12 protein-coding genes are annotated in these 13,116 nt (G+C 69.9%); 5 read left to right on the top strand and 7 right to left on the bottom strand.

The features are described from left to right. Positions 1-62: 62 nt before the first annotated feature. Positions 63-656: a hypothetical protein gene (locus tag ABXJ52_RS35025; RefSeq protein WP_367047865.1), complete on the bottom strand. Its 594-nt coding sequence runs from the start codon at positions 654-656 to the stop codon at positions 63-65. Between the two features lie 350 nt (positions 657-1,006). Here ABXJ52_RS35025 and ABXJ52_RS35020 point away from each other — a divergent pair, with 350 nt between their 5' ends. The 3 genes from ABXJ52_RS35020 to ABXJ52_RS35010 all read left to right on the top strand — a co-directional run bounded on the left by ABXJ52_RS35020 (position 1,007) and on the right by ABXJ52_RS35010 (position 3,815). Next, complete coding sequence (locus ABXJ52_RS35020; RefSeq protein WP_367047863.1) at positions 1,007-1,945, top strand: YihY/virulence factor BrkB family protein; 939 nt, start codon at positions 1,007-1,009, stop codon at positions 1,943-1,945. A 244-nt stretch (positions 1,946-2,189) separates the two neighbouring features. After that, positions 2,190-2,621 carry a hypothetical protein gene (locus ABXJ52_RS35015; protein WP_367047861.1) on the top strand — a complete coding sequence of 144 codons (432 nt, stop codon included), beginning with the start codon at positions 2,190-2,192 and terminating at the stop codon, positions 2,619-2,621. 300 nt (positions 2,622-2,921) lie between these two features. Next, the gene (locus ABXJ52_RS35010; RefSeq protein ID WP_367047859.1) at positions 2,922-3,815 is read left to right on the top strand and encodes a PRC and DUF2382 domain-containing protein; all 894 of its coding nucleotides are present in this window, start codon (positions 2,922-2,924) and stop codon (positions 3,813-3,815) included. A gap of 528 nt (positions 3,816-4,343) precedes the next feature. On the opposite strand, the gene ABXJ52_RS35005 is transcribed toward ABXJ52_RS35010, so the two are convergent. The 6 genes from ABXJ52_RS35005 to ABXJ52_RS34980 all read right to left on the bottom strand — a co-directional run bounded on the left by ABXJ52_RS35005 (position 4,344) and on the right by ABXJ52_RS34980 (position 10,915). After that, complete coding sequence (locus ABXJ52_RS35005) at positions 4,344-4,751, bottom strand: hypothetical protein (protein ID WP_367047857.1); 408 nt, start codon at positions 4,749-4,751, stop codon at positions 4,344-4,346. Positions 4,752-4,848: 97 nt separating this feature from the next. Continuing rightward, positions 4,849-6,048: a sialidase family protein gene (locus ABXJ52_RS35000; RefSeq protein ID WP_367047855.1), complete on the bottom strand. Its 1,200-nt coding sequence runs from the start codon at positions 6,046-6,048 to the stop codon at positions 4,849-4,851. 48 nt (positions 6,049-6,096) lie between these two features. Then, a complete protein-coding gene (locus ABXJ52_RS34995; RefSeq protein WP_367047854.1) occupies positions 6,097-7,617 on the bottom strand; it encodes an alpha-N-arabinofuranosidase in 1,521 nt (506 codons plus the stop codon). Positions 7,618-7,666: 49 nt separating this feature from the next. After that, on the bottom strand, positions 7,667-8,554 hold the full coding sequence (locus ABXJ52_RS34990; RefSeq protein ID WP_367047852.1) for a carbohydrate ABC transporter permease: 888 nt from the start codon (positions 8,552-8,554) through the stop codon (positions 7,667-7,669). A 2-nt stretch (positions 8,555-8,556) separates the two neighbouring features. Then, positions 8,557-9,465, bottom strand: a complete 909-nt coding sequence (locus tag ABXJ52_RS34985) for a sugar ABC transporter permease (protein ID WP_367047850.1) — start codon at positions 9,463-9,465, stop codon at positions 8,557-8,559. Positions 9,466-9,547: 82 nt separating this feature from the next. Next, positions 9,548-10,915, bottom strand: a complete 1,368-nt coding sequence (locus ABXJ52_RS34980) for an extracellular solute-binding protein (RefSeq protein WP_367047848.1) — start codon at positions 10,913-10,915, stop codon at positions 9,548-9,550. Between the two features lie 270 nt (positions 10,916-11,185). Between ABXJ52_RS34980 and ABXJ52_RS34975 the strand changes: the two genes are divergently transcribed. Together ABXJ52_RS34975 and ABXJ52_RS34970 are read left to right on the top strand one after the other, a co-directional pair. Beyond that, on the top strand, positions 11,186-12,202 hold the full coding sequence (locus ABXJ52_RS34975; protein ID WP_367047846.1) for a LacI family DNA-binding transcriptional regulator: 1,017 nt from the start codon (positions 11,186-11,188) through the stop codon (positions 12,200-12,202). A 128-nt stretch (positions 12,203-12,330) separates the two neighbouring features. Further along, positions 12,331-13,110, top strand: coding sequence for an NAD(P)H-dependent oxidoreductase (locus ABXJ52_RS34970; protein ID WP_367047844.1), 780 nt, complete (start codon positions 12,331-12,333; stop codon positions 13,108-13,110). The last annotated feature ends 6 nt before the right edge of the window (positions 13,111-13,116 follow it).

Raw genomic sequence — 13,116 nt, 5'->3', positions numbered from 1 at the left:
GATGGGCGGCACCGGAGGCGCTGTTCTCGGTCCTGTTCCGTCAGTAGTCCGATCCCGGTCCGTCAGTAGAGCTTCTTGACGGCCTTGATGGTCGTCGCCTTGAAGTCGGCCACCTGCGCGTGGGCGAAGTTGCCCATCTGCCCCCACTTGACGAGCGTCACCGTCGTGCCGTCCCGGCCCACCGAGAGCATGTTGATATCGGACGAGCCCGTGGTGGCCTCGGTGTGGACGCCGTAGACGTGGGCGCCCTCCTCGACGTTCAGCTTCCCGTAGTACTTCTGGGTCGCGGTGACGTCGGGATACTGCTGCATCAGCTTCTTCGAGCAGCCCTCCAGGTTCTTGCGCAGCAGCGCCGCGAAGTCCTTGGCACGCTGCTCACTGCGCTCGACCACCGTCACCTGGAGGGCGTTGGTGTCCAAGTCCGTGCGGTAGTCGCGGTGCACGGAGATCGAGGGCAGGGCCTCCCCCACACACATCGGCAGCGGGTCGGGCTGCCCGGCGGTCACCGGGCCCGCGACCCATGCCGACGACGCGTGCGGCGGCAGTTCCGCCGGAGCCAGGAACCGGGGTGAACCGGCGGCGGCCGCCGGGCTCGTGCCGGCCACCACACCCGCCACGGCCACCGCGGCGCCCAGGGCACACAGTCCTCGGCTCATGCGAACGCTCATCATCGTCAACTCCCCGTTCCCGGAGGGCCGGCTTGCCCGACCCCCACTCCACATACGACCCGCGACGTCCCGCGACCGTTGCCCAATCCCCCGTCACAGCCCTGTCCGCGATGTCACTGAACGGCTACCTCCGCTACCGGTCGACGTACGCGGACCCGCTTCGACCCACAGATGACGGGAAGGGGAAGATTACGTTCCGTCCGCTTCCTCGTGACGGACCCGCGCGACACGTGTCCAAGGGGCCGAGCAGGGAAAACGGCACAGTGCGCCGCCCGCACGCCCCCCGTCCGCACGAACCGTCGGCACGAACCGTCGGCACGAACAACGAGGAGCAGCCCATGACCAGTTCCGCGACGCCTGAGGGTGCGGGGCGCGCCGGCGTCCCGGGCGGGCCCGGGCCGCTCCCCGCCCCCGCCGGTCCTGCCGGGGCTCCCTCACCGTGGACGCGGCGCGGCTCCGCGTTGCGCCGCACCCCGGTGGCGATGTGGAACGACGACGTGTCGGACTGGGCCGCGGCGTTGACGTACTACGCGATTCTCGCCCTGCTGCCCGCGCTCCTGGTCACGGTCAGCCTGATCAGCCTGGTCAGTCCGCACACCACGCAGTCACTCATAGCCGAGGTCACCGACTGGGCACCCGCGCAGTCGGGCAGCGCCCTGAACGAGGCCCTCACCGAGATGGCCCGCGCGCGGTCGGCCGCCGTGACCGTGGTGATCGCCGGCGGGGTCAGCGCGCTGTGGTCCGCATCGAGCTACGCGGCCGTCTTCCGGCGGGCCCTGCACGCGATGCACGGCGTGAAGGACACCCGGCCGATGTGGCGCAAGGCGCACCGCGTACTGATGACCGCCGCCGCGCTGCTCGCCCTGCTGGCCGCGAGCGCGCTCCTGCTCGTACTGAGCGGCTCCCTCGTCGAGACCGTCGGACGGCGCATCGGGGTCGGCGACGCGGGACAGACCGCGTGGACCGTCATGAAGTGGCCCGCCCTGGTCTGTCTCGTGGTCCTGCTCGTCCTCGTGCTCTTCCGCAACGCGCCGCCCTCGGAGCGCGGCTGGCGCCGCAGCCTGCCGGGCGGCCTCCTTGCAGCGCTGTTGTGGCTCCTGTCCTCGGGCCTGTTCACCTTGTACGCCACGGGGTTCGGCACCTACGGCAAGCTCTACGGCTCACTGGCCGGGGTGGTCGTCTTCCTGGTCTGGCTCTGGGTGTCCAACCTGGCACTGCTGGCCGGGGCGCAGTTCACGGTGGAGATGGCGCGCGTACCGGTCGACGCGTCTGCCTGACCGTACGCAACCCGGCTTGATCAGTTCAGTCAGTCCCTGAGCCCCAACTAGGGCCCGTCCAGGACGGGCCCTAGTTGTGCGCCCCCGGGCGGAAATCCCGGGCGCCGCGCCCGCTTTCGCCCTTCCCTGCGCGCCGCGTGCGCTCCCCCGCGGGGGTTCGGGCGGGACGTGCAGCGGTGATACGTCTGAAGGACGAACAACTCGTGCGCGTGTTCGCCACGCGGTATCGAAGAGGAGTCATCCCATGGCCTCGTTCGACACGGGACGGTTGTGCGCGATCGTCAAAATCCTGGACCAGGCAAGCACCCACCTCCGACTGGCCGCCGGCGACTGCACGCTCGCAGGTGCCGCGCCGGCCATGACCCGGCCGGCCGCCGATCACCCCACCGGGGCCGATGCGGCCGCGTCCGGCATCACCGCCCTCCTGAGCGTCTCGGAACAGGCGTCGGGCAGTGTCCGGCGCGCTCTCGTCCACATCCGCAACGGCGAGGATCAGCGCGCCCAGCACGAACTGGACCAGGCCCGGTCGCAGCCCTGCGTGGCAGCCCTCACTCCGGCCGGCCTGCCGCGGCCCCTCCCTCTCCGCGTGACCACGGCACTGCGTCTGCTGCAGGGGATCTCCGGCTTCTTCCCGTCCGAGACGGAGCAGGTCCTGGTGCGGGCGGCTCTGCCCTAGCCCCGGGTCCCGAAACCCTCGCGACTCGCGCCACCCCGTCACCCCGCCACTCCGTCACTCCGTCACTCCGTCACTCCGTCACTCCGTCACTCGAATGGGCTAGTGGATGGAATGGTGGGCGAAGTCACCTCAATCGCCGCAAACAGCCCGCAGAACGACCTGAACCGAGCTGTCCGCGTACGCTCCGTAACTCTCCTGGTTGCGTTCCGCTCCGGTCCGGAGCGGGATGGAGGGGACGCGTGCGGCGTCCGTGGCGAAATTCGATTCTGCCCGTCGCGCGCTGCGAGGGAGTGATCACCCATGACTCAGGGCGAGGCCTTCACCAGCGCCGACGGGCTCGCGGGCCTTACGGCCTATGACCGTACCGGCGAGAAGATCGGCAGCGTCGAGCAGGTGTATCTCGACGACCGAACTGGGCGTCCCGAGTGGGTGACCGTCAAGACCGGTCTCTTCGGTATGAAGCAGAGCTTCGTGCCCCTCGCCGGAGCCCGCCGTCAGCAGGACGAGCTGCACGTGACGGCGACGAAGGAAGCCGTCAAGGACGCCCCGCGCGTGGACGCCGACCAGCACCTCGAGCCGGGCGAGGAGCAGGACCTCTACACCCACTACGGCCTCACCCGCCCCAGTGGCACGCCTGCCCCCTCGGCAGGTGGTCGCGCCGGTACCGCGGGCATGGCCGGAGCAGGTGCCGGTATGGGCATGGGCGCCGGTGAGGGCCGCGGAAGCAACGCGGGCGCCCGTGAGTTCGCGACGCGCTCCGGCCCGGGCGACGAGGGCAAGACGGACGAGATGATCCGCTCGGAGGAGCGCCTCCGCGTCGGGACGGAAGAGCAGGAGGTCGGGCACGCCCGTCTCCGCAAGGTGGTCGTCAACGAAGACGTGAAGACCTCCGTCCCCATCTCCCACGAGGAGGTCCGCGTCGTACGCGAGCCCATCCGCGAGGGTGACCGCACGCGCGCCAACATCGGCGAGGAGCAGACCGAGGTGACCCTGCACGCCGAGAAGGCGGTGGTCAGCAAGGAGTCCGTGCCGGTCGAGCGTGTCCGTCTGGAGACCGAGAAGGTCACCGAGACCGAGGAGGTATCGGACACGGTGCGCAAGGAGCAGATCGAGTTCGACGACGCCAAGGGCGAGCGCCGCGCGAAGGGCGAGTCCTGGCGCGACCGCGACCGCAAGCAGGGCCCGAGCCACTGACGCCCCTCAGGGCGCCGTGATCGAGGGCAGCTGAAGCAGGAGGAAGGGGAGCACCCGGCGCAAGGGTGCTCCCCTTCCTCCTGCTCGACTTCCTCCTGCTCGACTTCCTCCTGCTCGACTTCCTCCTGCTCGACTTCCTCCTGCTCACCTCGCCACCATCGTCAGCTGCCGCGGCTGGCTTCCTCGCACTCGGGGCAGGCAGGTCTGCCGTCGATCGTCACCCCGTCCTCGGAGGCCGCTGTACAAACGCCGGGGCTGCTGGGGTGGTTGGCCCCGCAGTGGCAGGTGCAGGTGGCGGTGACCGCTTCCAGGGCGGAGCCGCGTTGGGGGGCGAGGCCCATGCGGATGTCGTGGCAGTTGCGGCACAGGGGCGAGTCGAAGGCACCGGTGAGGCCTGGCTCCGCGTGACCGGTGCACGACGCGGGGAACTCGGGGTGGGCTCCGCACAGGCAGCGGCACGAGCCGGGGTGCGGTGCCTGGGCCTGTGCCTGTGTGGTCATGCGGCCATTGTCCCCTCGGCCCCACCGCTCAGGCGCCGGCGGCGGCTCCCGACCCGCAAGCCGCCGCCGCCGCGACGGTGATGACCTCCTCGTACAGCTCGTCGTCGAGCAGCACCGTGAGTCCGCTCGCGATCCCCCAGGCGACGTGTGCGGCGTCCTCACCGAGGATGTGTTCCTGCTCGTGCAGCTCCCGGCCGAGGTACTGACTGTGCAGGTCCCTCGGACCTCGGCTCTCCGCACGGCGCCGTACGGCTTCCACGGCGCTCGCGGCGAAGGTCTCGTAGGGGGAGTCGCCGAGCAGTCTGCGCAACTGCTCCAGCTGGGCATGCGCGGCACGCAGGCGCAGTGGCCAGTCCCGGCTGTTGCCGAACTGCTCTTCCATGGCCTGCGCCAGGTCGATCCGGCGGAACATCTCGTCGAGCGGGTCGTAGGTCATGATCTCTCGGTAGCGGCCGCCGCGGGCAGGGCTGCGCAGGCGCGCGGGCGGGCTCCCTCGTGTGGCTGCGCATTCACCCTGCCGGACACCTGACTGCTCAGGCCGCAGGGACCGCCCCGGTCGCGAAGTACGGCTTGCAGACCGAGCCCGACCAGTCCGTCGCGATCTCGAGGAGACGGTTGCCGTCGGCCGACGGCAGCAGGCTGGAACTGTAGTTGGGGCAGTAGTCGACGGTCGTCGACTCGACGGCGACCGGCGCGGGGATCTCCCGCCAACTCCCCGCTCCACCCGCACTGTTGACCCATACGGTGCGCCCACTGCCGGCCGCCCTGCTGCCGTCGCGGTTGTACATGACCTGACCGACGAGGAAGAGCCTGCCCTTGGGGTTGCCCGCCTCCGGTGCCCACGCCAGGTTCGGCGCGTGCTTGAAGTACTTGCCGTCGGCGGTCTCCGGGCGGATGCCCAGGTAACTGGTGGCACCCCAGTTCCAGCCGTCGCTGGAGGTCCGGTAATGCACGACGCACACGAACTGCCCGGCGGCCGCGCAGATCTCGTACGACATGAAGTAGGTCCCGTCGCCCATCTTGCGGACCACCGCCATGCCGGGCCGGTCCGAGGCCAGCGTGCTGGCCACCGTGTCGTGGTGTCCGGTCCAGGTCACCCCGTTCGCACTGCGGGCGGCCACCAGCTTCTGGCTGTGGGCGGCGTCGGTCTCGTCGGAGTAGTGCGCCACGAGCTGCCCGGAGGCGTCGACGGAGAACTCCGGCTCCCACAGCCCCTTGTCGTTCGGCGCCGTGGCGATCGTGGACAGATACCTCCAACTGCGGCCCACGTCATTGCTCTTGAAGACCCGCAGAGCCATACGACGGTTCGGCTCGTCCTGTCCGATCGACGCCGCCCACAGCAGCGTCCCCGCGGGCATGTCACCGATGCGCTGCGGGAGTTCGTACAGCGTCGAGCAGCACAGCCCCTGCCCGCCCGCCGCCTCGGGGTCGCGCACGGCGCCGACTTCGCGGAACGAGGCGCCCCCGTCCGTGCTCTCGTGGATGGCGCCGAGCCCGTTGTTGCCGTCGAACGTGACCACGGAGGCCAGGACCCGGCCGTTGGCTTCGCCGCTGTGGGCGAGTCTGACGGCGCGTGGGTAAAGGCCGGTGCCGTCGCGCAGCAAGGTGCCGGTCGCGGCGTCGGCCGACGTCCCGGACTGCGTGACGAACAGCGCCGCCAGGAGGGCGAGCAACAGGGGGAACAGGAGCGTGGGGCGGAGGAGACGTGGTCGTGCGGGGTCGTGCGCTGACATGGGCCTCTCCTGACTCTGTGGTGGTGGGGAGCGAACGGCGTGCTGTGGTCAGTTCTGTCGGGGTGCGAGCCGGATGACGTTCCAGGAGACCGGCGGCAGCTCGGCCGTCAGCGCTCCCTCGGTGGTGAGGTGCGTTTCGGTCGCTCGGCGCGGCGCCACCCTGTCCGGTTCCGCCTCGGTGTTGACCGCGTCCGGGTCCTGGTCGGCGAGGATCAGGTGCTCCACGACGCGGTATCCGGCGGCGGCCCCGCGCAGCGCGGCCTCCAGGCGCAGCGGCTGCTCCTGGTCACGGTTGACGGCGAGGACGGTGAGCGCGCCCGTCTCCTCGTCGTGCGTGACCACGGTGTCCAGTGCGGATACGTCCCCGTACTGAGGTGTGTCGATGCGCGGGCCGGTGGCGTCGGTGCGCAGCACGCGTCCGGTGGCGAAGCGGGCCGCCTGGGCGAAGGGGTGGAAGATGGTCTGGCGCCAGCTGGCGCCGCCGGGCTCGGTGCGGATGGGCGCGATGACGTTGACCAGCTGGGCCAGGCAGGCGACGGCCACCCGGTCGGCGTTGCGCAGCAGTGTGATGAGCAGCGAGCCGACCACGGCGGCGTCCGTCACGCTGTACGTGTCCTCGATGAGCCGGGGCGTCTCGGCGGTCTCCAGGTTGCGCTCGCCGGGGAAGCGGGCGGCGTACCAGACGTTCCACTCGTCGAAGGAGAGCTTGATGTGCTTCTTGGCGCCCCGCACCGCCCGCACGTGATCGGCGGTCGACACGACGTCGCGGATGTACTGGTCCATGTGCGCCCCTGAGGCGAGGAAGCTGGCGCGGTCGCCGTCGAACTCCTCGTAGTAGGCGTGCAGGGAGAGGTAGTCGACCTCGTCGTAGGTCTGTTCCAGGACCTCTCGCTCCCAGGTGCCGAAGGTCGGCATCCGTGAGTTGGAGCTGCCGCACGCGACGAGCTCGATGGACGGGTCGACCTGACGCATCGCCTTTCCGGCCTCTGCGGCCAGCCGCCCGTACTCGGTGGCCGACTTGTGGCCGGTCTGCCACGGACCGTCCATCTCGTTGCCCAGGCACCACAGCTTCACGCCGTGCGGTTCGCTCACGCCGTGCTTGATGCGCAGGTCCGACCAGGCCGTGCCGCTCGGGTGGTTGCAGTACTCGACCAGGGCGCGGGCTGCGTCGATCCCGCGCGTTCCGAGGTTCACGGCCATCATCGGGTCGAGGCCCAACTGACGTGCCCAGCCGAGGAATTCGTTGGTGCCGACACGGTTGGTCTCGATGGAGCGCCAGGCCAGGTCGAGCCGGCGCGGGCGGTCGGCGACCGGGCCGACGCCGTCCTCCCAGTGGTAGCCGGAGACGAAGTTGCCGCCGGGGTAGCGCACGAGGCCTGTGCCCAGTTCGCGGACCAGCTCGGCGACGTCGCCGCGGAATCCGTCGGCGTCCGCGGTGGGGTGCTCGGGATCGTGGATGCCGGTGTAGACGCAGCGTCCCATGTGCTCGACGAAGGTTCCGTACAGGCGCGGGTCGACGTCTCCGACGCTGAACTCCGGGTCGATGACGAACCGTGCGGTGTGCGGCATGTTGCGGTGCCTCTCTGTGGTGCGGTCTCTGACTCGGGTGAGGGGTGGGCTACTTGAGGCCGGTGCCTGCGATGCCCTCGACGATGCGGCGCTGGAACAGCGCGAAGACGGCGAGCAGTGGGATCGCGCCGAGCACGGCGGACGCCATGAGCTGGGCGTAGGGGACGCCGAACACGTCCTGGACGGAGGTGAGTCCGACGGGCAGCGTCATCATCTCGGGGTCGGTCACCACGAGCAGCGGCCACAGGAAGTTGTTCCAGACGCCGACGAACACGAAGATCGTGACGGCGGATACGGCCGGGCGGGAGATCGGCATCACGATCTGCCAGTAGATGCGCAGCCAGCCCGCGCCGTCGGCGCGTGCCGCGTCGATCAGCTCCCGCGGGATCCCGTCGAAGAACTGCTTGAAGACGAACACGGCCACCACATTGGGGACTTGGGGCAGCACGACGCCCCAGTACGTGTTCAGCAGGCCCGCCGACTGGAGCGCGAGGAACTGCGGGATCATCAGGACCTGGCCCGGGATCATGATCCCGGCGAGCAGCAGCACGAACGCGGCCCGGCGCAGCCTGAACCGCGTCTGCGACAGGGCGAAAGCCGCCAGGGACGCCATGACCACCGTGAGGACCGTGGTGAGGGTCGAGGTGATGAAGCTGTTGGCGTACCAGTAGGGCAGCTTGCCCGCGTCGAAGATCTCCCCGTACGCGTCCAGGGTCGGGTGCGCGGTGAACCACCCGGTGGGATCGGTGACGACCTCCTGCGCGGGCCGCACCGACGTGGCGAGCGCCCACGCCAGCGGGACCAGCCACAGCAGCGCGAGAGCGATGAGCGAACCGAGCGCCACCCGGTTGAACAGGCGCTCCGAGTCGCGGCGTGGAGCCGGTGGCGCGGTACCGCCGCACTGTTCCGTCTCGGGTCGCGTGGCGATCGCGGTCATGGTCAGTTCTCCTTCTCGGCGCGGCGTACGAGGGCGAACCAGACGAGGGAGACGAACAGGATCACCAGGAACAGGAGCAGCGACACGGTCGAGGCGTAGCCCACGCGGCCCTCGACGAACCCGGTGTCGTAGATGAGCTGGAGCGAAGGGCGGGTGCTGCCGTCGGGGCCGCCGTTGGTCATCATGTAGATCTGGTCGAAGACCTTCAGCGAGGCGATGATCTGCAACACCGTCACCAGCGTCGTCGTACGGCCGAGCATCGGCACGACCACGTGCCGGATGCGCTGCCAGGGCCCGGCGCCGTCGATGGCGGCCGCCTCGTGCACCTCGCGCGGCACGTCCTGCAGACCGGCCAGGTAGAGCACGAAGTTGAAACCGATCGTCCACCACACCGTGGCGGCGGCGATGGAGATCATCGCCCAGTCCGGGTCACCGAGCCAGGACGGCGGGGTTTCCACGCCGAACCACGTCACCACCTCCTGGGCCAGGCCCAGTTGGTCGGCGTAGATGAACATGAAGAGCAGCGAGACGACCGCGGACGGCAGCACGAACGGCGCGAAGAACGCGAACCTGAAGAACCAACGGCCGCGCACGAACCGGTCGGCGAGCAGCGCGAGGGCAAGGCTGAGCAGTACGAGGGGCACGGTCGTCAGGACCGTGAACCACAGCGTGTTGCGCAGGGTCCGCCAGAATTCCGCGTCGCCGAGGACCGCCGAGTAGTTCGAGAGGCCCGCGAAGTCACCGAGGCCGCTCTTGAGCAGGCTCGTCTCGAAGAATCCGGCCACCACGGTGTAGATGAGCGGTCCCACCAGGAACACCAGGTAGAAGAGGGCGAAGGGCAGCAGCATTCCCGGTCCTGCCCAGCGGTCGCCTCTGCTGGACGTCGGGGAGGGAGCGGTCGTCGTGGCCACGGTTCGGCCTTTCGGTCAAGGCGTACGGGATCCGGGGGCAGGTGGAGCGGGCGGGGCCGAGCGGCGGGAGAGGGTGGGCCGGTCACACCGGAGCGGGGCGCGACGCCAGTTCCCGCAGGTCGCGACGCATCCGCGCGGCGCCCGCGGTGGGGCTGGTGTCGCCGGTGAAGACGGAGGTCACGGCGTCGCCCACCACGATCTGCAGGGTGCTTCCCGCGCCGCCGTACCAGGCGGCCGGGTCATAGACCGCGCCGTCGGCGGCCGTGGCGTAGTGCGACTGCGGAACCAGTTCCTTGTACGCGCGTGAACGCTGCGTCGGCAGCCAGGCGGGGACGTGACCGCCCTCGGCCCACAGCTTGCTGGAGTGCAGCATCGAGGCGATGAACCCCAGGGAGAGATCCAGGCGTTGGGCCGTCCCGGTGGGCGCCTTCGGCAGCACCAGGGCGTGCGAGTCGGCGGCGCAGGCGTAGGGCGCGTCCTTGAAGACGCGCGGCAGGGGCCGCATGTCGAACTTCACCTTCGCCGACTGGACCGCGAGAGCCTGCCAGACACCGTCCATCAGGAAGCCGGCCTTGCCGGTGGTCAGGAGCGTGATGGCGCCCTTCCCGTCGGTGTTCGCCGGGATCACCTTCTCCTGGCTGAGGCGCCGGATGTACGCGAGCGCCTCGGCCGCGGCGGCGGTGTCGATGACCACCCGCTTGCCTTGGTCGGCCACGAGGTCGCCGCCGCCGAGCTGCCGGTACAGCGACCAGAACAGGCGGAACTGCATCGAGGACTCCTTCACCGAGGCCACCGAACCGCCCCAGGCGCCGGTCACCTCCTTCGCCGCGCGCAAGGCGTCGATGAAGGCGTCGGGCCCGTCCACGTCCACCAACTGGCCCTGTCCGTCAAGCAGTCCGGCCTTCTTGGCGATGTCCGTGCGGAAGAAGAGGACGAAGGGATGCGTGTCGAGGGGCACGGCGTGCGGCGCCCCGCCGAACTGGGACTTCCGCCAGGGCCGTGCGTCGAACTTGTCCTCGGTGAGACCATGCCGCGCCAGATCCTCGGAGTGCAGTTCCGTGAGCAGGCCGGCCTCGGCGAGCGTGGGCAGCTTCGACAGATGGACCACCGCGACCTGCGGCGGCCGATCGCCGAGCGTGGCGAGGGTGAGCTTCGTGTAGTACGGGTTGCCCCACAGGAACGTCGCCGATTTCAGCTCGGTCGAGCGGTGTGTGGCCCGGTAGGCGTCCTGCATCGCCAGCATCCGCTCGCCGTCACCGCCGGTGAACGGGTTCCAGAAGTTCAGCCGGGACGGCGACGGCGCACCGCCGGTGAACCCCTGCGCGATGGTGCTGCCGCAGCCGCCGACGGTGAGCGCGGCGGCTCCGGCCGCACCGAGCGCGAGCCCTCCGCGCAGCACACGGCGGCGGGAGGGGGCGGGCGGTGACGGGGTCGGTATGCGGTCCCGCATGGGCATGCGTCCTTCCACGGCGGACAAGACTGGCAAGGCAGGCAAGGCGTGAGACGAGTACAACGTTGAAATGCACGTCGGCGACAGCGGCACATTGTGTCCGCTGGCTGCGTTTACAACGTTGTACTCAGCTGGCAATACGACGTCAACACCTGGGCCCGCATTACCTGTTCACGTACTACGCGAAAGGCCGCCCGCCCGCACCGGTTACAACGTTGGACCATGACGTACGCTGCTGCTGTCGGGGGAGTCAGGGGGAAGGAGAACGCGGTGGCAGGCACCCGCCTGAAGGACGTCGCGGAGCGCGCCGGGGTATCGATCAAGACCGTGTCGAATGTCGTCCGCGGCGAGATCAGGGTCGCCGACCGGACACGCGAGCGCGTCCTGCGGGCCATCGCCGACCTCGGCTACCAACCCAACGCCTCCGCACGGCACTTGCGCACCGGACGCAGCGGCATCATCGCCCTCGCCGTGCCCGAACTCGTCGCACCGTACTTCGCCGAGCTGGCCGCGCAGGTCATCGCGGCCGCGAAGAAGCGCGGTTGCACCGTGCTCATCGAGGACACCGGGGGCAACGCGGACGAGGAGCTCCGTATCGCCTGCGGGCTCAGCGACCCGCTCATCGACGGCGTGCTGCTCAGCCCGCTCCGCCTCGACGAGCAGCTTCTCGCCGCCCGCGAAGGCCGCGTACCGCTCGTACTCCTGGGCGAGCAGTCGTACGAGATCCCCGCGGACCACGTACTGATAGACAACTCGGCGGCGGCACGCGAGGCCACCGACCACCTCTTGTCCCTCGGCCGACGCCGCGTCGCCGTCATCGGCCAGCCCGCGGGACCCGCCCACGCGACGACGGTCCAGCGCATGCACGGCTATCTGACCGCCCTGCACGCGGTCGGCGTCCCACACGACCCGCAACTCGCGCCGGGCACACGGTCGTTCACCCGAGCCGCCGGAGCCGCGGCGATGCACACCCTACTGAAGCTGGACGATCCGCCTGACGCGGTCTTCTGCTTCAACGACATGCTGGCCTCCGGAGCGCTGCGGGTGGCGCACGAGCACGGCCTGCGGGTCCCGGACGACCTGGCCGTGGTCGGCTTCGACGACGTGGAGGAATCCCGCTACAGCGTGCCGAGCCTGACCACCATCGCCCCCGACAAACGAGGCATCGCGGAGCTGGCCGTGGACGCACTGCTCCGCAGAATCGACGCGGGCACGATGGCCCCCCACACGCGGCTCACCGCGGGATACGAACTGGTGGTGCGGGAGAGCACGCGCGTGGATGGCTGAGCCGGCCGCACCCCACGCGACGGCGACCAAGCTGCCCAAGCCCCCGGACGCCCCCTTGGCCAGATCCTTGCACTCCCTGGCCATCTGGCCACTCGTCCCCCGCCCTGCCGCGGCGCAGGATCGATGGCATGAAGATTCTTTGGGTATTCGCACACCCCGAACCGCAATCCCTCAACGGCTCGCTGCGTGACGAGGGGATCCAGGAACTGCGTGATCTCGGGCACGAGGTCCGCGAGTCCGATCTCTACGCGATGAACTGGAAGCCGGTCGTGGACTCCGGTGACTTCGACCGCGAGACGGACGGCCGGCTCCTGGTCGGTGCCGAGCAGGAACATGCTTACAGCGCAGCCGAGTTGAGGGACGACATCGCCGCCGAGCAGGAGAAGATCGCCTGGGCCGACACATTGGTCTTCCAGTTCCCGCTGTGGTGGTTCGGACCGCCCGCCATCCTCAAGGGGTGGTTCGACCGGGTGCTGGTGCAGGGCTTCGCCTTCGGACTCCAGGACCACGCGGGGCGGACTCTGCGCTACGGCGACGGCGGCCTCGCGGGCAAGCGCGCCATGGTCATCACCTCGGTCGGCGCGCGGGAGTCCGGCTTCGGGCCGCGGGGGATCCACGGGCAGCTGGACGAGGTGCTCTTCCCCGTGCTGCACGGCACCTTCTGGTACACGGGGATGGACGCGCTCCCGCCGTACGTCGTCTACGGAGCCGACCGCCTCGACGCGGCCGGCTACCGCGACCGCACGGCCGAACTGCGCGAGCGACTCCGCGCCCTGCCGTTCACCGAGCCTCTCCCCTACCGCCACGAACACCGCGGCGACTACGACGACGCGCTGGTCCTGCACCCGGAAATCGAACCAACCCTCACCGGCATCGCGGCCCACCGCTCACGCACCCCAGGACGCTGAGGCGGC

Source organism: Streptomyces sp. Je 1-332 (genome assembly GCF_040730185.1).
In the GTDB taxonomy this organism is placed as follows: Bacteria; Actinomycetota; Actinomycetes; order Streptomycetales; family Streptomycetaceae; genus Streptomyces.
The sequence above is the reverse complement of the archived record's forward strand: the minus strand, read 5'-3'. Positions and strand labels throughout refer to the sequence as shown.

Bases quoted from the DNA above. Each gene is read 5' to 3' on its own strand.
- ABXJ52_RS35025 (WP_367047865.1), bottom strand. From the start codon at position 656: ATGAGCCGAGGACTGTGTGCCCTGGGCGCCGCGGTGGCCGTGGCGGGT.
- ABXJ52_RS35020 (WP_367047863.1), top strand. From the start codon at position 1,007: ATGACCAGTTCCGCGACGCCTGAGGGTGCGGGGCGCGCCGGCGTCCCG.
- ABXJ52_RS35015 (WP_367047861.1), top strand. From the start codon at position 2,190: ATGGCCTCGTTCGACACGGGACGGTTGTGCGCGATCGTCAAAATCCTG.
- ABXJ52_RS35010 (WP_367047859.1), top strand. From the start codon at position 2,922: ATGACTCAGGGCGAGGCCTTCACCAGCGCCGACGGGCTCGCGGGCCTT.
- ABXJ52_RS35005 (WP_367047857.1), bottom strand. From the start codon at position 4,751: ATGACCTACGACCCGCTCGACGAGATGTTCCGCCGGATCGACCTGGCG.
- ABXJ52_RS35000 (WP_367047855.1), bottom strand. From the start codon at position 6,048: ATGTCAGCGCACGACCCCGCACGACCACGTCTCCTCCGCCCCACGCTC.
- ABXJ52_RS34995 (WP_367047854.1), bottom strand. From the start codon at position 7,617: ATGCCGCACACCGCACGGTTCGTCATCGACCCGGAGTTCAGCGTCGGA.
- ABXJ52_RS34990 (WP_367047852.1), bottom strand. From the start codon at position 8,554: ATGACCGCGATCGCCACGCGACCCGAGACGGAACAGTGCGGCGGTACC.
- ABXJ52_RS34980 (WP_367047848.1), bottom strand. From the start codon at position 10,915: ATGCGGGACCGCATACCGACCCCGTCACCGCCCGCCCCCTCCCGCCGC.
- ABXJ52_RS34970 (WP_367047844.1), top strand. From the start codon at position 12,331: ATGAAGATTCTTTGGGTATTCGCACACCCCGAACCGCAATCCCTCAAC.